This window comes from Streptomyces sp. NPDC024555, from assembly GCF_055559335.1.
In genome coordinates this window covers 287,430-306,206 of record NZ_JBVHKV010000006.1, presented here as the reverse complement: position 1 = coordinate 306,206, position 18,777 = coordinate 287,430, and the positions used below count along the sequence as shown (strand labels likewise).

Genomic DNA, 18,777 nt, shown 5'->3' with positions numbered 1-18,777 from the left:
CCGCTCGCCGTCGCCCTTCGTGCCGACGGCCCGGGTCCTGTCTCAGGCCTCCGGCTCTTCGTCGTCCCCGGATTCCTCGTCGCCCTCCGGCGCGCGCTCGGGCAGTTCCGCCGCCAGCGCGGCCGCGGCCTGCACCAGCGGCAGCGCGAGCAGCGCGCCGCTTCCCTCGCCGACGATGACGCCGTGGTCCAGCAGCGGGTTGAGCGCCATCCGGTCCAGCGCCTTGGCCTGGGCCGGCTCACCGCTCAGCTGGCCCGCCAGCCACCAGTCGGGCGCCCGGAACGCGGCCCTCTGACCGACCAGCGCACAGGCGGCGGAGACCACACCGTCCAGGATCACCGGGAGCCGGCGCACCGCGCACTGGAGCAGGAAGCCCGTCATCGCCGCGAGGTCCGCCCCGCCGACCGTCGCCAGCAGCTCCAGCTGGTCGCCCAGGACCGGCCGGGCCCGGCGCAGCGCGTCACGGATCGCCGCGCACTTGCGCATCCAGGCCAGATCGTCGATGCCCGCGCCGCCGCGTCCGGTGACGACCGAGGCGTCGGTGCCGCAGAGCGCCGCGACCAGGGTCGCCGCGGCCGTGGTGCCGCCGACGCTCAGATCGCCCAGCACCACCAGATCGGTGCCCGAGTCCGCCTCCTCGTCGGCGATCGCCATGCCGAGCCGGACCGCCGCCTCGGCCTCCTCGACCGTCAGCGCGTCCTCGATGTCGATCCGGCCGCTGCCCCGCCGCACCCGGGTCCGCACCACGGACTCCGGCAGCAGCTCCGGATCGCAGTCCAGACCCGCGTCGACGATCCGCACGGGCACGGAGAACCGGCGGGCCAGCACGGCGAGCGGCGTCGTGCCGTCCAGCGTGGCCCGCACCAGCTCGTGCGCCGTCCCGGCCGCACGCCCCGACACGTCCAGCTCCGCCACCCCGTGGTCGCCCGCGAACAGCACCACCCGGGCCTGCTCCACCGGCCGGACCGGCACGGCCTGCTGGGCGGCGGACAGCCACTCGCCCAGTTCGTCGAGACGGCCGAGCGCACCGGGCGGCACGAGGAACCGCTCCCGGCGTTCCTCGGCGTCACGCCGTACACCCCCGTCGGGGCGTTCGATCAGGTCGGAGAAGTCGTCCAGATTCACGGGGGTCTGCCTCGCGGGTCGATACGGGGTGGGGGCCGGGGCCCGCCGACGGGAACGGAGGCTCCCGGGCGATCCCGGACCGCGCGGCCACGCGAGAACCTCACTGCGGAACAGTACCCGCCGCGTTTTCCGCCCCTCCGCCGTGCGCCCGCCGCCGCCCGCACCGCAGTTGACGGGGACCTCCGCCCCCGCCCCTCAGCCGCGCAGCACCAGCGCCTGCCCGGCCACCACCAGCAGCACCTGCTCGCACTGCTCGGCCACGGCGGCGTTCAGCCGGCCCAGCTCGTCCCGGAAGCGCCGCCCGGCCGCCGTCGCCGGGACCACCCCGGACCCGGTCTCGTTGGTCACCAGCACGACGGTGCGCCGGGTGGCGCGGACGGCGGCGACCAGCTCGGCCGTCCGCTTCCGCAGCGCGCTCTCGCCGCCCCCCGCCCACGCCGTGTCGTCCCAGGCGTCCACCCGGTCCATCGCGTCCGTCAGCCACAGCGACAGGCAGTCGACGAGCAGCGGCGGCCCGTCGGACGTCAGCAGCTCCGCCAGCTCGCAGGTCTCCTCGGTGCGCCAGGCGGCGGGCCTGCGCTCCCGGTGCAGCCCGATCCGCGCCGCCCACTCCGCGTCGCCGTCCCGGCCGCCGCCGGTCGCCACGTACACGACCTCCGGATACGTCTCCAGCCGGCGCTCGGCCTCCAGCGACTTGCCGGAGCGGGCGCCCCCGGTGACCAGGGTGCGCCGGGGCGGCTCCGGCACCGCCCGGAAACCGCCGACGGGCAGCGTCGTCCCGTCCGGGACGGCCCGCGCGCCCGCCGCGGCCAGCCGGCGCTCCAGCTCGGGGCCGGGCGGGGCGTCGTGGTCGAGATGGACGGCGACGACCTCGGTGGCCGGGCCGACCGCCTCGACGGCCCGCAGCCGGGCCAGCGCGTCGGGCCGCCCCACGAGATCGCCGACGACCGTGTCGTACGGCTGGGCCGCCCGCTCGGTCAGCCCGGCGGGGGCGCCGCCCGGCGGCAGGTAGAGCAGCCGCTCCCCGTCCGGCGAGACGACCTCGTACCCGGTGCCCGGCGCGTCCATCGGCACGGCCCGCACCCGGTGACCGCTGATCAGCGTCAGCACCCGCCCGTCGGGGACCCGGCCCGCCGGGGGCAGCCCGGCCGGCAGCTCGACGGCCGGTCCGTCGTGCGGGTGGGTGAGCAGCACCTGCCGTACGCCGGTCAGGGAGCGTCCGGCGCGGGCGGCGGCGAACACGGCCCCGGGGGTCAGGTCGAGCAGCAGCGCGTCGTCGATCAGCAGGGCGGTCGCGGCGCGCGCACCCGTCCCCAGGGCGGCGGCGCAGGCGGCGCAGGGGCAGTCGGGCCGGGGCAGCCCGTCGGGGGCGCCGGTGCCGAGCAGTGTCAGTTCCACGCCCCGATCCTCCCGCGTCCCCGCACCGGCTGCGCGATGTGGGGGGTGAACGGAGTCGCGGGGGCCCGTCCGGGGCAGGACCCACGCACGGGGTCTGTCGGCGTGATCCGTACGGAAGGCCCTAGGCTGCGGACTTGAGCAGAGACGTGATCCAGGAGGCGGACATGGCGTGGACGTGGCGGTTCGAGAAGTCCGACGGAACGGAGACGGAGCCGGCCCTTCAGCCGGAGGAGTTCACGACGCAGGGCGACGCGGAGTCCTGGGTCGGTGAGTACTGGAAGGAACTCGCCGACGGCGGCGCGGACCAGGTGACCCTGTTCGACGACGGGACGAAGATCTACGGCCCGATGAGCCTCCACGCCGACCAGGGCTGACCCGTACGGCGCGGCGGGCGGACCCTCCCGGGCCCGCCCGCCGTGCTGTCGGCCCCACCCGGGGTCCGGGGTCTACACCTCGCCGAGTGTCACCTCGGCCGTCTTCTCCGCCCCGTTGCGCAGATAGGTCACGGTGACCTTCTCGCCGGGCCTGTCGGAGGCCAGCGCCTCCGACAGGGAGGTGATCGTGGTGATCGGGGTGTCACCGACCTTGGTGATGATGTCGCCGGACCGGAGCCCGGCCTTCTGCGCCGCGCCGCCGCTCGTGGCGCTGACGATCGCGACCCCGGCGGGCTGGTAGCTGCTGTTGACGACCGTGCGGCCGGTGATGTTCAGCGCCGCGCGGCCGGAGTCGGTGACCTTGCCGCTCTTGATGATCTGGTCCGCGACCGTCTTCACCATCGAGACCGGGATCGCGAAGCCGATCCCGGGTGCCGCGCTGTCACCCATCTGGGGGTCGGTGGCCGCCAGCGTGGGGATGCCGATGACCTCGCTGTCGAGGTTCACCAGCGCGCCGCCGCTGTTGCCCGGGTTGATCGCCGCCGAGGTCTGCACCATGTTGGCGATCGTCGCGCCCGTGCCGCCGCCCGCCCGGCTCTCGCTCACGGTCCGGCCCAGGGCCGAGACGATGCCCTGGGTGACGCTGCTGGAGAGCCCCAGCGGCGAGCCCATGGCCAGCACGATCTGGCCGACCTCGACCTTCTCCGAGTCGCCGAACCTCGCGGGCTTCAGCCCCTCCGGGACGCTGTCGAGCTTGATGACCGCCAGGTCCTGCTCGGGATAGGCGGCGACCAGCGAGGCCTTCAGCACCTTCTCGCCGGTGGCCACGGTGACCTTGAAGGTCTTCTCGCTGCCCACCACATGGGCGTTGGTGACGATATGGCCCTTGTCGTCGTAGACGATGCCGGAGCCCAGGCTCTCGGAGGCGTCGATCTGCACCACCGACGGCAGGACGTTCTCGATGACGGTCTGGTACTCGCTCTGCAGGTCACCGCTGGCCTTCGAGGCCGAGCCCTGCTGGGCCGCCCCGGACTTCGTCGGGGTGGTCCCGGAGGAGCTGGAGTCCGCGTCGGAACAACCGCTCACCAGCGCGATCGCGCAGACACCGGCGGACAGGGGCATCAGCAGCCGGCGCACACGGCTGCGGGCATGAATGGCATCCATGTCCGGATTATTACTATTAACCCCATTGGCGGCCCGTCGAGCGCACCCGCCCGGGGACCCGCCCCGGGCGTCGTCGCCTCAGCCGCGCACCCCGCACAGATGCAGCAGCGCCGCGACGCCCCGGTACGGATCGGTCCGCCCCGCCCGGTCCTCCGCCGCGAGCACCCGCTCCAGCTCGGCGGCCGGCGGCAGCTCGACGTCGTTGCTCACGTTGTCCGTGAAGATCCGCACCCCGTACCAGGCGTGCAGCGGCGCGGCGATCCCGGCCAGCGTCGCGGTCAGATCGGCGAGCCGGTCCGCGCGCACGGAGAGCCCGAGGCGGTTGGTGTAGCGGTCGGTGTCGAACGCGGCCAGCGCCGCGTCCCAGTCCCCGGCCATGCCGGGCCGCATCGCCAGCGCGTCCGCGTTCCGCACGAGCAGCGAGAGCAGCCCGCCCGGCGCCAGCATCCTGGCCAGCCCGGCCACCATGGCGTCGGACTCCTGGACGTACATCAGCACCCCGTGGCACAGCACCACGTCGAAGCTGCCCGGCAGGAAGTGCACACCGGTGTCCTGGCCGTTGCCCTCGATGAGCCGGACCCGCTCACGGATCCCGGCCGGTTCACCGGCCAGCGACTCGCGCGCCATCCGCAGCATCTCGGGATCGGACTCCAGCCCCGTGACGCTGTGACCGGCGCGGGCCAGCCGCAGGGCCTGGGTGCCCTGGCCCATGCCGACGTCCAGGATCCGCAGCCGCTGCCCGACCGGGAACCGGGCTCCGATCTGCTCGTCCAGCTGCCGGGCCACCAGCTCCTGGCGCACGGTGTTCCGCAGCCCGCCGAGCCCCTTCAGCCAGTCCGGAGCCGCCCCGGTGAACCCGGAGACCACGGCGTCCGTCCGCCCGCGGGGCGCCCCGCCGGCCGGTCCGGAGGGGTCCGCGCTCAGGGTCGCTCCCCGCGCTTGACCTGCGGCTTCGGCAGCCGCAGCCGACGCATCTGGAGCGTGCGCATCAGACCGTAGGCGACCGCGCCGCGCTTGGGCGTGTCCGGGAAGCGCTCGTTCAGCTGCTTGCGCAGCCGGAAGGCGAGCCCGATCGAGTCGACGACGATCAGCACGATCACACCGAGCCACAGGAGCAGCGAGATGTTCTGGATCCCGCGCACCTGGATCACGCTGAGGATCAGGATGACCACGGCCAGCGGCAGGAAGTACTCGGCGATGCAGAAACGGGAGTCCACGAAGTCGCGGACGAAGCGCCGCACCGGACCCTTGTCACGGGCCGGCAGATACCGCTCGTCCCCGTTGGCCAGGGCCTCGCGCTGCTTGGCCAGGTCGACCCGGCGTGCCTCTCGCTGGCGCTTCACCGCCTCCTTGCGGTCGAGCGGCGCGCTGCTGGAGGCGCGACGGCGCTGCGACTGGGCGTCGCTGCGCTTCGGGGTGGGGCGACCCTTGGGTGCCTCAGGGTCACGGGGCGTCTTGGAGAGGTCCGCCGTCACCTTGCCGGTGGGGGCCTTCTCTTCCTTGGAGCGGCTACCAAACACAAGGCCCAAGGGTACGGGGTCGAAGGCCACGACCCCAGGCCGGCCGGGAACGATCCGGCAACGGACGGCGTCCTTGCCGGTGTCCGGACCGCACGGTACGGGCTTCATCACCGGGTTTCCCCGGCCGTCGTCTACTCCCTGGGCCGGAGCCGTCACCGACGGCACTCGTCCTTGGGGAGGACCCCATCCGTGCTCGAACAGTGCGGTAATAGAGACAGGGCCCGTACTGTGGGTTCTGTCGGACTGCTGGAAGACCGGTTGAGTCAGAAGGGGGCGCGCGAAGCCCATGAGCGGTGTCATGAAGCGTATGGGGATGATCTTCCGCGCGAAGGCGAACAAGGCCCTTGACCGGGCCGAGGACCCGCGCGAAACCCTCGATTACTCGTACCAGAAGCAGCTGGAGCTGCTTCAGAAGGTGCGCCGCGGCGTCGCCGACGTGGCGACCTCCCGCAAGCGCCTGGAGCTGCAGCTGAACCAGCTGCAGGGCCAGACGTCCAAGCTGGAGGACCAGGGCCGCAAGGCGCTCGCGCTCGGCCGCGAGGACCTGGCCCGCGAGGCGCTCTCCCGCCGCGCCGCCCTCCAGCAGCAGGTGACCGACCTGGAGACGCAGCACACCACGCTCCAGGGCGAGGAGGAGAAGCTCACCCTGGCGGCCCAGCGCCTCCAGGCCAAGGTCGACGCCTTCCGTACGAAGAAGGAGACCATCAAGGCCACCTACACGGCGGCCCAGGCGCAGACCCGGATCGGCGAGGCCTTCTCGGGCATCTCCGAGGAGATGGGCGACGTCGGCCTGGCGATCCAGCGGGCCGAGGACAAGACCCAGCAGCTCCAGGCACGGGCCGGCGCCATCGACGAACTGCTCGCCTCGGGCGCCCTGGACGACCCGACCGGCACGGCGAAGGACGACATCGCCGCCGAGCTGGACCGCATCTCGGGTGGTACGGATGTGGAGCTGGAACTGCAGCGCATGAAGGCCGAGCTGGCCGGAGGCCCCTCCGCCCAGCAGCAGGCCATCGAGGGCGGCCCGCAGGACGCCGTCCCGCAGGACCGGACCACCCACAAGTTCGACAAGAATTAAGGCAGCGTCATGATCGTACGGATCATGGGGGAGGGCCAGGCAGTCCTGGCCGACAGTCATCTCGCCGAGCTCGACAAGCTCGACGACAACCTGCTCGCCGAGATGGAGCGGGGCGACGGACCGGGGTTCCGCGCCACGCTCCACGCGCTCCTGGCCCGGGTGCGCGAGCTCGGCACACCCTTGCCGGACGACTCCCTGGAGCCGTCCGAGCTGATCCTCCCGTCGCCCGACGCCACGCTCGAAGAGGTACGGGCGATGCTCCGCGACGACGGCCTGATCCCCGGCTGAGCACACCTGGGCGGACCCCCGTCCCCCGGCAGTCCCGACCGTGCCCCGTGAACCGGCAGCCCCGCCGGACACGGGGCACCGCCGTACGCACCGCAGGGTCCGGCTTTCCTCCGCGCCGGGACGATTCCGGTGCGACACGCCGTAACGTAGCTTGACGTGACCACCCTCGGAACCGGGCTCCTGCGCATCCGGAACTGGCTGCGCGACCATCCCCTCGCGCTGGACGGCGCCCTCGCCCTGGCCGTGTTCGTGGCCATGTTCATCGGGTCCTTCGCCGACCCGAACGCCCACAACGGACCCACCTTCGGCACCCGCACCCCCGCCGCCGGAAGCGTGTTCCTGATGGGACTCGGCGCCCTCGCGCTCGTCTGGCGCAGGCGCAGTCCCATGTGCGTGCTCGGCGCCACCGGGGTGCTCACCGTCGTGGAGCTGGTGACCGCCGACCCGCCGTCGCCCGTGGTGATGAGCGCCGTCATCGCCCTCTACACCGTCGCCGCCCGCACCGACCGGCCGACGACCTGGCGGGTCGGCCTGCTCACCATGGCGGCGCTCACCGCCGCCGCGATGTGCTTCGGCACGGCCCCCTGGTACAGCCAGGAGAACCTCGGCGTCTTCGCCTGGACCGGGATGGCGGGCGCGGCCGGGGACGCGGTCCGCTCCCGGCGCGCCTTCGTCGACGCGATCAGGGAACGCGCCGAACGGGCCGAGCGGACCCGGGAGGAGGAGGCCCGGCGCCGGGTCGCCGAGGAGCGGCTGCGCATCGCCCGCGACCTCCACGACGTCGTCGCCCACCACATCGCCCTGGTCAACGTGCAGGCCGGGGTCGCCGCCCACGTCATGGACCGCCGCCCCGACCAGGCCAAGGAGGCGCTGGCCCACGTCCGCGAGGCCAGCCGCTCCGCGCTCAACGAACTGCGCGCCACCGTGGGGCTGCTGCGCCAGTCCGGCGACCCGGCCGCCCCGACCGAACCGGCCCCCGGCCTCGCCGTCCTCGACGCACTGGTGGAGACCGTCCGCCGGGCCGGGCTGCCCGTCGAGGTGGCCTGCGCGGCGAAGGAGGGCCCGCCGCTGCCCGCCGCCGTGGACCTGGCCGCGTACCGGGTGATCCAGGAGGCGCTGACCAACGTCCGCAAGCACGCGGGCGCCGGGGCGAAGGCCGAGATCAGCGTCGTACGGGTCGGCGCGACGGCCGAGATCATGGTCCTGGACAACGGCGGCGGCACCCCCTTCGCCCCCGGCGCCGCCCCCACCGGCGGCGGCCACGGACTGCTCGGCATGCGCGAACGCGTCACCGCCCTGGGCGGCACCCTCACCGCCGGACCCCGTTACGGAGGCGGCTTCCGGGTCCATGCGATCCTGCCCCTCGAAGCCCGCGCACAGGAGCCGGAGCGGCCGGACGCGGCGGGCCGTACGGGGGGACACACATGACCGACGACGCCATCAGGGTGCTGCTCGTCGACGACCAGGCGCTGCTGCGCAGCGCGTTCCGGGTGCTGGTGGACTCGGAGCCGGACATGCGGGTGGTCGGCGAGGCGTCGGACGGGGCGCAGGCCGTGGAACTGGCCCGCACGACCGGCGCCGACGTGGTGCTGATGGACATCCGGATGCCCGGCACCGACGGACTGACCGCGACCCGGATGATCAGCGCCGACCCGGAGCTGTCCGAGGTGCGCGTGGTCATGCTGACCACCTTCGAGGTCGACGAGTACGTGGTGCAGTCGCTGCGCGCCGGTGCCTCGGGCTTCCTCGGCAAGGGCGCCGAACCGGAGGAACTGCTCAACGCCATCCGGATCGCCGCCGCCGGGGAAGCACTGCTCTCGCCCGCCGCGACCAAGGGGCTGATCGCCACCTTCCTGGCGCAGGGCGGCAGTCCGGACGAGGCGGGGCCGGGCGCCGCGGCGTACTCCGCGCGCCTGGAGGCCCTCACCACCCGGGAGCGCGAGGTGCTGGTCCTCGTCGCCGGCGGGCTCTCCAACGACGAGATCGCCGAACGGCTGGTCGTCAGCCCCCTCACCGTCAAGACCCATGTGAACCGCGCGATGGCGAAGCTCGGCGCCCGCGACCGGGCCCAATTGGTGGTCATAGCGTACGAATCGGGCCTGGTGCGCCCACGGGTGGAGTGAGGGGTGCACCCCGGCGTACTCCAGCTGCGGTATGCGCGGTGTGAGATATCGGCCTGGGGTCGCCCCTTCCGGCTCCGGGAGTGAGCGATCGTATAGAGGGGCCGGGCCTGTCCCCAGGTTGCCCGCCCGCCTGCCGCGTACGCCACAGAAAGAGACCCCACCCATGTCCTGGCTGTCCAGATTCAGCCTCGCGCAAAGGGCCCTGATCGGGCTGATGTCGGTCGTCGCGCTCGTCTTCGGCGCGATCGCGATCCCGCAGCTCAAGCAGCAGCTGCTGCCCACGATCGAGCTCCCGATGGTGTCGGTGCTCGCCCCCTACCAGGGCGCGTCCCCCGACGTGGTCGAGAAGCAGGTCGTCGAACCGCTCGAGAACTCGATCAAGGCCGTCGACGGGGTCACCGGCATCACCTCGACCGCCAGCGAGGGCAACGCCGTCATCATGGCGTCCTTCGACTTCGGCGACGAGGGCACCAAGCAGCTCGTCGCGGACATCCAGCAGGCGGTGAACCGCGCCCGCGTCCAGCTGCCCGACGACGTGGACCCGCAGGTCATCGCGGGCTCCACCGACGACATCCCGACCGTCGTCCTCGCGGTCACCTCCGACAAGGACCAGCAGGCGCTCGCCGACCAGCTGGACCGCACCGTCGTCCCCGCCCTGGAGGACATCGACGGGGTCGGCCAGGTCGCCGTCGACGGTGTCCGGGACCTCCAGGTCTCGATCACCCCCGACGACAAGAAGCTCGCGGCGGCCGGCCTCAACGCGGCCTCGCTCGCCCAGGCGCTCCAGGCCGGCGGCGCCACCGTCCCGGCCGGCTCCTTCTCCGAGTCCGGCAAGAGCCGCACCGTCCAGGTCGGCGGCGCCTTCACCTCGCTGAAGCAGATCGAGGACCTGCGGGTCACCGCCCAGGACCCGGCGACGGGCAAGGCCGGCAAGCCGGTCCGCGTCGGCGACATCGCCACGGTGAAGCAGGAGCCCGCCACCGCGGTCTCCCTCACCCGGACCAACGGCAAGCCGAGCCTCGCCGTGATGGCCACGATGGACAAGGACGGCAGCGCCGTCGCCATCTCGGACGCCGTCAAGGACAAGCTCCCGAAGCTCCGTCAGGACCTCGGTTCCGGCGCCGAGCTGACCATCGTCTCCGACCAGGGCCCGGCCGTCTCCAAGGCCATCTCCGGTCTGACCACCGAGGGCGCGCTCGGCCTCGTCTTCGCGGTCATCGTGATCCTGGTCTTCCTGGCCTCGATCCGCTCCACCCTGGTCACCGCGGTCTCCATCCCGCTCTCGGTCGTCCTCGCGCTGATCGTGCTCTGGACGCGCGACCTCTCGCTCAACATGCTCACCCTGGGCGCGCTGACCATCGCGATCGGCCGGGTCGTCGACGACTCGATCGTCGTCCTGGAGAACATCAAGCGGCACCTCGGCTACGGCGAGGAGCGCCAGTCCGCGATCATCACCGCGGTGAAGGAGGTGGCCGGAGCGGTCACCGCCTCGACCCTCACCACCGTCGCCGTCTTCCTGCCCATCGGCCTGGTCGGCGGCATGGTCGGCGAGCTGTTCGGCTCCTTCTCGCTCACCGTCACGGCCGCCCTGCTGGCCTCCCTGCTGGTCTCGCTGACCGTGGTCCCGGTGCTCTCGTTCTGGTTCCTGCGCGCCCCCAAGGGCAGCGCCGAGGACCCGGACAAGGCCCGCCGCGAGGCCGAGGAGAAGGAAGCCCGCAGCCGCCTCCAGCGGATCTACCTGCCGGTGCTGCGCTTCGCCACCCGGCGCCGCATCACCAGCGTCGTCATCGCCGTCGCCATCCTCATCGGCACCTTCGGCATGGCCCCGCTCCTGAAGACCAACTTCTTCGACCAGGGCGAGCAGGAGGTCCTCTCCATCAAGCAGGAGCTGGCCCCCGGCACCAGCCTGGCCGCCTCCGACGAGGCCGCGAAGAAGATCGAGAAGCTCCTCGCGGACGACAAGGACGTCAAGGACTACCAGGTCACCGTCGGCTCCTCGGGCTTCATGGCGGCCTTCGGCGGCGGTACGGGCTCCAACCAGGCCTCGTACCAGGTCACGCTGAAGGACTCCAAGCACTTCGAGGCCGCGCAGGACCGCATCGAGCAGGGCCTGGCCAAGCTCGACGGCATCGGCGAGACCACCATCTCCGCCGGTGACGGCTTCGGCTCCCAGGACCTCAGCGTCGTGGTCAAGGCCGCCGACGCGGACACCCTGAAGAAGGCCTCCGAGCAGGTCCGCGCCGAGGTCGCCAAGCTCAAGGACGTCACCGACGTCCAGAGCGACCTGGCCCAGAGCATCCCGCGGATCTCGGTCACGGCCAACGCCAAGGCCGCCGACGCCGGCTTCAACCAGGCCGCCCTGGGAGCGGTCGTCGCCGGAGCGGTGCGCGGCACCCCGGCCGGCAAGGCGATCATGGACGACACCGAGCGCGATGTGCTCATCACGTCCGCCCACCCGGCCACCACGATGCAGCAGCTGAAGGACCTCCCGCTCGGTCCGGTCAAGCTCGGTCAGATCGCCGATGTGAAGCTGGTCCCCGGACCGGTCTCCATGACCCGTATCGACGGCCAGCGCGCCGCCACGGTCACGGCCCGGCCCACCGGTGACAACACCGGCGCCGTGGGCACCGACCTCCAGGCCAAGCTCAAGGCCCTGGACCTGCCCGAGGGCGCCACCGCCACCATCGGCGGCGTCACCGAGGACCAGGACGACGCGTTCCTGAAGCTGGGCCTGGCCATGCTGGCGGCGATCGCGATCGTCTTCATGCTGCTGGTCGCCACGTTCCGCTCGCTGATCCAGCCGCTGATCCTGCTGGTCTCCATCCCGTTCGCGGCCACCGGAGCCATCGGCCTGCTCGTCATCACCGGCACCCCGATGGGCGTCGCCTCGATGATCGGCATGCTGATGCTCATCGGCATCGTGGTCACCAACGCGATCGTCCTGATCGACCTGATCAACCAGTACCGCGCCCAGGGCCTCGGCGTCGTCGAGGCGGTCGTCGAGGGCGGACGCCACCGTCTGCGCCCGATCCTCATGACCGCCCTGGCGACCATCTTCGCCCTGCTCCCGATGGCACTCGGCGTCACCGGCGAGGGCGGCTTCATCTCCCAGCCGCTCGCCGTCGTCGTCATCGGCGGCCTGGTCACCTCGACGCTGCTCACGCTGCTCCTGGTGCCCACGCTGTACACGATGGTGGAGCTCTTCAAGGAGCGCCGCCGCAAGAAGAAGGCCGCCAAGCGCGCCAGGAAGGCGGGCATCCCGGCCCCGGCCGAGTCCGAGGAGAGCACGTCGTCCTCCGCCTCCCCGGACTCCTCCGACGAGCCGGAGCCGGCGAAGGCCTGATCCGCCCGGCAGGACGGAAGGGGCCCGGCCCGCACGACATCGTGCGGGCCGGGCCCCTTCCCGTTCCGGTCTCAGGCCCCGCTGAGCGCCTGGACCATACGGAGCCACAGCTCCCCGTGCGGCTGCGCGTGCCGGACGCTGAGACCGGCGATCTCCCGCAGCAGCCGCACCCGGATCTCCTCGCGCGCACGGGGGATCAGCGTGGTCAGCTCGTCCGGTTCGACGCCCTCCACCGCACCGGCCAGCACCATGCCCGCCTGCGCATGGGTGAGGGAGGACAGCTTGTCGTCGAAGACCTGCCCCTCGATGGCCGCCGCGTGCATCAGCGCGGTGCCGTCCCCGGCGGCCATCGACCGCTCCACATAGGCATGAAGGGCCTCGCGGTCCTCCACGAGGCGATAGGCGGCGTCCAAGCCCTCCGCGCGGCCGATGTCGAGGAGCGCCACATGCGAGAGCGGGGTGTCCGGGGACGGCCGGACCTGGAGGAGACGCGGATGGTCCTGGAGGTACGCCCGCGACTCGGCCCAGGATCCGCACCCCACCCACGCGGCCAGCTGCTCCGACAGGATCAGCGGATCGTAGGCGGCGGTCACACCGTGGGCGAGCACCAGCTCGCGGAGCGCGGTGTGCCGGCGCGCGGTCACGGGATCCAGGAGCGCCAGCTCGTCGAGCGCCGTCGCCGCCTCCGCGCCGCCGAGCGCGTCGGCGTGCCGGGACCACAGATCGCGCGACGCGGGCCAGTCGGGCGCGAACATCCAGGTGCCGACCAGCTCCAGCGTTCCGGCCGACAGCGACAGCCAGTCGGGCGCCGGCCCCGAGGTCTCCGCCTCCCACGCGGCCCGTACCGCCTGCGGGTCGCCATGGGCGCGCAGCGCCCGCCGGGCCCGTACGGTCACCCGGTCCGGGCCGCCGTCCGGTTCGGTGCCGGCGTCCCGCGCCAGGAACGAGACGAGCGCGCGTACGCCCTCCGAGGGGAGGGGACCGGGACAGTCCAGCAGGAGGGCGCCCCGCTCGACGTCGAGGAGCCGCAGGGTCGCGGGGTCGGTGGCGGCGAAGTCCGCCGCGCACTCCTCGTACGCCTCGACCGCCGAGGCGTGGTCGCCGGTGCGGGCGAGCGCGCGGGCCAGGTCGCCGAGCGTGCGCGCCAGATCGTCCGCGAAGGCGCGCGGATTCTCCAGGGCCAGGGTGCGGTAGGCGGTGACGGCTTCCCGCGCCGTGCTGACGGCCCCTTCGAGGTCCTCGTTCATCCCGCGCAGTCTGCCGAGGTTCCGCAGGGCGAGCGCCAGATCGGGAAGGTGGGCGCCGGTGTGCTCCGCCACGAGCCGGTGCCAGAGGACGACGCCTTCCCGGGCCGCCGTCAGGGCTTCCTCCGGACTGCCGGTGTCGGCGAGGTTCTGGGCCAGGGTGCCGAGGGCCCCCGCGAACGAGGAGCGCAGGACGGGTGCGTCGGGGACGAGTTCACGCAGCAGCGTCACGGCCTCGGTCGCGGCGGCCAGCCCTTCGCCGGACTCGCCGGCCCGGTTCAGATGGGCGGCGAGGTTGGCGAGTGCCGTGGCCAGTTCGGGCCGGAAGACGGCGGGCCGCCGCACGGCGAGTTCCCGGCGGAGGGCGACCGCTTCCCGTCCCGCGGTGAGCGCCCCGGACAGATCGCCCAGGTTCGCGCGGTGGTTGCCGACGTTGTTGAGGGTCACCGCGTAGTCCGGGAGGAACGCCTCGCGGTCCTCGGCGGCGAGGCGCCCGTAGAGCGCGGCGGCCTCCTCGGCGTGGGGGAGGGCCTCCGCGAGCTCGCCGTCGGCGGCCAGGTGCGTGGCGAGGTTGTTGAGCATCCCCGCCAGTCCGGGGAGCGAGGCCGCCGGACGGCTGCGGAGCAGATCGCGCTGGAGCTGGAGGGCCTGGCGGGCGAACAGCACGGCCGTGGTGCGGTCCCCGGCGGCCGCGGTCTTGTTGGCCAGGGAGGTCAGGGACCGGGCGAGATCGGGCTGGAAGACGTCCGGATGGTCGTTGGCGAGCCGGGCGAAGGTGCGCGCGGCCTCACGGGCCGGGGCGAGCGCGCCCTCGTGGTCCCCGGTGGCGGAGAGCCGGTCCGCCAGATTGTGCAGGGACACGGCCAGGTCCTGCTGGAAGGCGGCCGGATGGCGCGCGACGAGGTCCCGGCAGATCTCCACGGCCTCCCGCGCGGGCGCCAGGGCCCCCGCGAGATCGCCCACGTCCTCCCGGTGTTCGGAGAGATTGGCCAGGGACCCGGCCAGTTCGGCCCGCAGCGCGGCGGGATGGCGCTCGGCCACCTTCCGGTTGGCCCGGACCGCCGCCTCCGCGTGCGGCAGGGCGTCCGCGTGCCGCCCGACGGACTTCAGGGCGTAGGCCAGATTGGTCAGGGAGGCGGCCAGGGGCCCCAGGAACTCGTCCGGGCGCGCGGCGGCGAGTTCGGTGGTGATCCGGACCGACTCCTGCGCGGGGGCGACGGCCGCCCGGCGCTCCCCGACGGCCGACAGGCTCACCACCAGGTTGTTCAGCGAGGCGGCGAGGCGCGGACGGTAGGCCGCCGGGTCCTTCTCGGACAGCTCCCGGAAGACATCGGCGGCGTCCCGGGTGAGTGTCAGCGCGCCTTCGCGGTCCCCGGTCTCGTGGAGCCGCCGGCCGAGCGTGGCGAGGGCCAGGGCGAGATCGCCCCCGGTCGCGTCGCCCCCCGCCTCGGTGACGCCGCGCTGGAGCGCGACCGCCTCCCGGGCCGGAACCAGCGCCCCCTCACGGTCCCCGGCCTCGGCGTACCGGTTGGCGACGTTGATGAGCGAGCGGACCAGCGCCGGCGTCCGGCGTCCGGCGGCGGGCCCCTCCAGATCCGTCAGGAGCCGGGCGGACTCCCGCGCCGCGTCCAGCGCCCCGTCCAGGTCGCCCTCCGTGCCGAGGTGTTCGGAGAAGCCGTGCAGCGCATGGGCCAGCAGCGGCACCGCGACCGGCCCGAGCCGCTCCGCCAGTCCCCGCAGCAGCCCGATCCCCGCCTCGCCCGCCCGTACCGCGTGGAAGGACAGCGCCCGGACCACGTACGGGTCCGCCGCCGCCCAGCCGCCGTCCGGTACCCGCCGCCCGGCGTGCGCGACGAGTGCGCGGGCCACCACCTCGGCGGGCTCCGCGCCGCGCGGCCCCGGGCGGGCGGCGAGATGGGAGACGAACTCCCGGTGGTACAGGCGGTACACCGCCTGCCCGTCCTCCGCGTCCTCGACGATGTAGCGCCCGTACGCGGAGAGCACCCAGTCCACATCGCTCTCGTCGTACGGCACGTCCCGGCCCCCGAGCGCCCCGGCGACCTCCTCCCAGACACCGCCGGCGGGCATGCCGCGCCCCGCCGTCCAGGCCAGCGCGGTCAGCAGATCCCGGGCGGCGGAGGGGAGTTCACGGCCGTCCGCCCGGACCCTGACCGGGCCCGCCCGCAGATCGTCCTCGAACGCGGCGCCGATGGACTCCGGCAGCCCGGCCCGCCACCGCTCCTCCTCCGCGAGCCGCCCCTCCGCCAGCAGCGATCCGGCCACCAGCCGGGCGAACAGGAACCCGCCGCCCACCGCCGAGGCCCGCGCCGCGACCGCGTCGCCCGCCTCCCGCGCCCGCTCCTCCGGGACCCCGGCCGCCGCGCACCGGCGGAACACGTACGCGGCGATGTCCTCCTGGGTACGGGGCTCCTGCTCCAGGTCGGCGGTGATGACGCCCGCCCCGATCAGCCGGGCCAGCGCGTCCGGCAGGGTCTCGTCCCGGTGCCCGCCGTCCGCCAGGCGGCTGCGGAACGCCCGCTCCCGCGAACCGAGCAGAACGGGGACGGCCCGGCTCAGCGGGAACACCAACTCCTCGATCATGGACCGCAGATGCTCGGCGGGCACCTCGTCCAGCCCGTCGAGCACCAGCACCGGACGCCGGTCCAGCTCGCGCAGCTCACCCCGGAAGTCGTCCGTGTTGCGGGGCTCGGGCAGCCCGAGCCGCGCCGCCAGTTCCGACGCCGCCTGGAGCGGACTCAGACCCCGCAGATGTACGGCGGCCAGGGAGCGCCCCGGACCCGGGTCGGGATCGCCCGCGCGCAGCCCGCCGTGCGTCTCGGTCTCCGCGCGCCGCACGGGGTCGGCGAGCGTCGCGATCCGGCCCAGTACCGCCGACTTGCCGCAGCCCGCCGGACCGGTCACCAGGAAGAGCCCGGCCTCGTCGGTCTCCAGCCAGGCGGTGATCCGGCCCAGCACCTGCTTCCGCCCCGTGAAGAACCAGCCCTCCTCCCGGAACCCGACCCCGCGCGCCGCGAGCACCAGATGCTCCACCAGCCGGGCCGGCGCCCCCGGCACATGGCGCGGATTCGGGAAGACCGGCCGCCCGGTCCCCAGCGCGGCCGGAACCGGCGTCTGACCCTCGCCCCGCCACCGCTCCCCGAGCGCCGCCAGCACGTCCGTACCGCTCACCCACGCGTTGTGCGCGCTCCACGCCGAGCGGTACTCCCGGGTGACCGGGCCCTCCCGCAGCACCTCGGCCAGCGCCTCCAGCAGCGGCCCACCGCCGTCCGACGTCTCACCGCGCCGGCAACTCGCCATGATCCCGAACCACTGCACCCGCCCCGGCGGCGCCGACGTGGTCTCCCAACGCCGCAACGCCTTCTCCAGGCCCCGGCCCACCGCGTCCCCCGCATGACAGGCGTCGATGATCACCAGGATCTGATCCGCCCCCGACGCCACCGCCTCGTTCACCAGCGTCTCGGCCGACACCCCGTGCCGCAGGGCGCGCGCGTCCCGGACCACCTGTTCGACGTCGAGATCCAAGTCGCACAGTGCCAGCCGGAGTTCGTCGTCCACCAGCACGCCGTGCCCGGACCACACGATGATCGCGGGCTTCCCCGCACCGGACGCGCTCCAGGCGGTGAGGTCCCGGTCGAAGGCCGTCCAGGACGGGTTGCCGCCCCCCGCCATACGGGTCGCGATCCCCAGCGTCTCAAGGCGGTTGACGATCCCCTCCATCTGGGCCGTCGCGCCGGTCAGCCGGGGAAAGGTCCGCTCGTCGGTGTACGTCTCACACACCACGCACAACGCGGTCCCCACGGCCTCGCCGCCCACCGCATCCGCCTCATCCGCCATCGGGCGCTCCGCCTTCCCGTACACACGCCGTCGAAATGGACAGCAGCGTATGCACGGATCGGACGCCGGGGTGCCGGTCCGGACAAACTCGACTCTTTCCGGTCCCCGGGTGATAAGGGAACGGCCTGTCCCACACCCGCGTGTGGGACAGGCCGTTGCGCTGCGCGCTACTTCAGCGACGAGACGAACTCGCTCCAGGCGGCGGCGTTGACGACGAGCGAGGGACCGGTCGGGTTCTTGCTGTCGCGTACGGGGACGAGGCCGGGGAAGCCGTCGGCGACCTCGACGCACTCGCCACCGTTGGAGTTGCTGTAACTGCTGCTGCGCCAGCGGGCGTTACTCAGCTCGGGGGTGCGGTTCATGGTCGGTACTCCTCCATCACGGTCCGGATCAGATCGGCCGACTCGGCCAAGGTGAGGGAGTTGGCACGTAGCACCTCGTACTGCCACCGCCACTTCTTCACCGCAGCCGGATCCTCGTAGAGGTGACCGGCCTGAATGCCTTCCTCGTACGCCACCGAAGTGCCGTCGGGCAGGGTCAGCAGAGTCAGCGCGCCCCCCAGCAGCGAGTGGAGTCCCGCACTGAACGGCATCACCTGAACTTTACTGTCCGGAGCATCCACCTGCTCCAACAGGGAAGCCAGTTGGTGGTGCATGCAGGACCGGCTGCCCATCTGCCGCCGGAGTACGCCTTCGTCGATGACCGCCCACCGTAAGGGCGGGTTCTCCGAATGCTGCCGCTCCTGCCGCGACATACGCGCGGCAACACGTTCCTCCACCTGCTCGGCGTCCAGGTCCGTCTGGCAGCGAAGGAACGTGCGCGCGTACTCCTCGGTCTGAAGCAGACCGGGAAGGGCCTGCGCGCCGTACTGCTCTATCCGGTCGGCCCGCGCCTCGAAGTCCATGTACCGCTGGTACTGGTCGGGATGGATCTCCCGCTTCGCCAGCTCGTACAGCCCGTGGAAGTGCCGGTCCGTTCCGAAGGCGACGTCGAGCGCTCCCGGGATGTCCGGCGGCGGCATCAGCTCCGCCGTCTCGATCCGGGCGAGGGTGCTCTTGCTGGAGTTCAGGATGTCGGCCAGCTGGACGAGGGAGAGCTTGGCGCGCTCGCGGTGGCGGCGCTGCTCGGAGCCGAAGTAGTGGCGGGCGGAGAGGTAGGGCGTGAGCGGCTGGGGCCTGAACGTCATGGAGCGGGCCTTCCGTATGTCCCGTGCTGAACGTCGGGACGGGGCGGTCCTGTTGGAAGGGTCCGCCGCAGCGCGACGA

Annotated in this window: 14 protein-coding genes; 6 read left to right on the top strand and 8 right to left on the bottom strand. The window is 73.1% G+C overall.

The features are described 5' to 3' along the window. Positions 1–42: 42 nt before the first annotated feature. Together cobT and ACZ4FH_RS12890 are read right to left on the bottom strand one after the other, a co-directional pair. Positions 43–1,125, bottom strand: coding sequence for a nicotinate-nucleotide--dimethylbenzimidazole phosphoribosyltransferase (cobT, locus tag ACZ4FH_RS12895; RefSeq protein ID WP_467304330.1), 1,083 nt, complete (start codon positions 1,123–1,125; stop codon positions 43–45). A 195-nt stretch (positions 1,126–1,320) separates the two neighbouring features. Continuing rightward, entirely contained in the window at positions 1,321–2,523 is a 1,203-nt protein-coding gene (locus ACZ4FH_RS12890) for a bifunctional adenosylcobinamide kinase/adenosylcobinamide-phosphate guanylyltransferase (protein WP_467304329.1), read from the bottom strand. A 164-nt stretch (positions 2,524–2,687) separates the two neighbouring features. Here ACZ4FH_RS12890 and ACZ4FH_RS12885 point away from each other — a divergent pair, with 164 nt between their 5' ends. Then, a complete protein-coding gene (locus ACZ4FH_RS12885; RefSeq protein ID WP_383633477.1) occupies positions 2,688–2,897 on the top strand; it encodes a hypothetical protein in 210 nt (69 codons plus the stop codon). A gap of 72 nt (positions 2,898–2,969) precedes the next feature. On the opposite strand, the gene ACZ4FH_RS12880 is transcribed toward ACZ4FH_RS12885, so the two are convergent. From ACZ4FH_RS12880 to ACZ4FH_RS12870, 3 genes are all read right to left on the bottom strand, one after another. Beyond that, positions 2,970–4,061 (bottom strand): S1C family serine protease, encoded by a 1,092-nt coding sequence (locus ACZ4FH_RS12880; protein ID WP_467304328.1) that lies wholly within the window; start codon positions 4,059–4,061, stop codon positions 2,970–2,972. 78 nt (positions 4,062–4,139) lie between these two features. Continuing rightward, on the bottom strand, positions 4,140–4,847 hold the full coding sequence (locus tag ACZ4FH_RS12875; RefSeq protein ID WP_467304455.1) for a class I SAM-dependent methyltransferase: 708 nt from the start codon (positions 4,845–4,847) through the stop codon (positions 4,140–4,142). A gap of 134 nt (positions 4,848–4,981) precedes the next feature. Next, entirely contained in the window at positions 4,982–5,581 is a 600-nt protein-coding gene (locus tag ACZ4FH_RS12870) for a DUF3043 domain-containing protein (RefSeq protein WP_385113647.1), read from the bottom strand. Between the two features lie 298 nt (positions 5,582–5,879). Here ACZ4FH_RS12870 and ACZ4FH_RS12865 point away from each other — a divergent pair, with 298 nt between their 5' ends. The 5 genes from ACZ4FH_RS12865 (at position 5,880) to ACZ4FH_RS12845 (ending at position 12,413) form a co-directional block, all read left to right on the top strand. After that, the gene (locus ACZ4FH_RS12865) at positions 5,880–6,659 is read left to right on the top strand and encodes a PspA/IM30 family protein (RefSeq protein ID WP_383632181.1); all 780 of its coding nucleotides are present in this window, start codon (positions 5,880–5,882) and stop codon (positions 6,657–6,659) included. A gap of 9 nt (positions 6,660–6,668) precedes the next feature. After that, positions 6,669–6,947 (top strand): PspA-associated protein PspAA, encoded by a 279-nt coding sequence (gene pspAA / locus ACZ4FH_RS12860; protein ID WP_467304327.1) that lies wholly within the window; start codon positions 6,669–6,671, stop codon positions 6,945–6,947. Between the two features lie 156 nt (positions 6,948–7,103). Continuing rightward, complete coding sequence (locus tag ACZ4FH_RS12855; RefSeq protein ID WP_467304325.1) at positions 7,104–8,375, top strand: sensor histidine kinase; 1,272 nt, start codon at positions 7,104–7,106, stop codon at positions 8,373–8,375. Beyond that, on the top strand, positions 8,372–9,070 hold the full coding sequence (locus ACZ4FH_RS12850) for a response regulator (RefSeq protein WP_467304324.1): 699 nt from the start codon (positions 8,372–8,374) through the stop codon (positions 9,068–9,070). Before ACZ4FH_RS12855 ends, ACZ4FH_RS12850 begins: the two co-directional genes overlap by 4 nt. Before the next feature lie 163 nt (positions 9,071–9,233). Continuing rightward, the gene (locus ACZ4FH_RS12845; RefSeq protein ID WP_467304322.1) at positions 9,234–12,413 is read left to right on the top strand and encodes an efflux RND transporter permease subunit; all 3,180 of its coding nucleotides are present in this window, start codon (positions 9,234–9,236) and stop codon (positions 12,411–12,413) included. A 71-nt stretch (positions 12,414–12,484) separates the two neighbouring features. Here the strand turns inward: ACZ4FH_RS12845 and ACZ4FH_RS12840 are convergent, their stop codons facing one another. From ACZ4FH_RS12840 to ACZ4FH_RS12830, 3 genes are all read right to left on the bottom strand, one after another. Then, a complete protein-coding gene (locus ACZ4FH_RS12840; RefSeq protein WP_467304320.1) occupies positions 12,485–17,512 on the bottom strand; it encodes a tetratricopeptide repeat protein in 5,028 nt (1,675 codons plus the stop codon). A gap of 167 nt (positions 17,513–17,679) precedes the next feature. After that, on the bottom strand, positions 17,680–17,874 hold the full coding sequence (locus tag ACZ4FH_RS12835) for a DUF397 domain-containing protein (RefSeq protein WP_467304318.1): 195 nt from the start codon (positions 17,872–17,874) through the stop codon (positions 17,680–17,682). After that, positions 17,871–18,698, bottom strand: coding sequence for a helix-turn-helix domain-containing protein (locus tag ACZ4FH_RS12830; RefSeq protein WP_383643280.1), 828 nt, complete (start codon positions 18,696–18,698; stop codon positions 17,871–17,873). The genes ACZ4FH_RS12835 and ACZ4FH_RS12830 overlap by 4 nt, the downstream gene beginning before the upstream one ends. Positions 18,699–18,777 lie beyond the last annotated feature (79 nt).

Excerpts from the sequence above, each read along its gene's own strand:
- ACZ4FH_RS12885 (WP_383633477.1), top strand. The coding sequence starts at position 2,688 with ATGGCGTGGACGTGGCGGTTCGAGAAGTCCGACGGAACGGAGACGGAG.
- ACZ4FH_RS12880 (WP_467304328.1), bottom strand. The coding sequence starts at position 4,061 with ATGGATGCCATTCATGCCCGCAGCCGTGTGCGCCGGCTGCTGATGCCC.
- ACZ4FH_RS12865 (WP_383632181.1), top strand. The coding sequence starts at position 5,880 with ATGAAGCGTATGGGGATGATCTTCCGCGCGAAGGCGAACAAGGCCCTT.
- pspAA (WP_467304327.1), top strand. The coding sequence starts at position 6,669 with ATGATCGTACGGATCATGGGGGAGGGCCAGGCAGTCCTGGCCGACAGT.
- ACZ4FH_RS12850 (WP_467304324.1), top strand. The coding sequence starts at position 8,372 with ATGACCGACGACGCCATCAGGGTGCTGCTCGTCGACGACCAGGCGCTG.
- ACZ4FH_RS12845 (WP_467304322.1), top strand. The coding sequence starts at position 9,234 with ATGTCCTGGCTGTCCAGATTCAGCCTCGCGCAAAGGGCCCTGATCGGG.
- ACZ4FH_RS12840 (WP_467304320.1), bottom strand. The coding sequence starts at position 17,512 with ATGGCGGATGAGGCGGATGCGGTGGGCGGCGAGGCCGTGGGGACCGCG.
- ACZ4FH_RS12835 (WP_467304318.1), bottom strand. The coding sequence starts at position 17,874 with ATGAACCGCACCCCCGAGCTGAGTAACGCCCGCTGGCGCAGCAGCAGT.
- ACZ4FH_RS12830 (WP_383643280.1), bottom strand. The coding sequence starts at position 18,698 with ATGACGTTCAGGCCCCAGCCGCTCACGCCCTACCTCTCCGCCCGCCAC.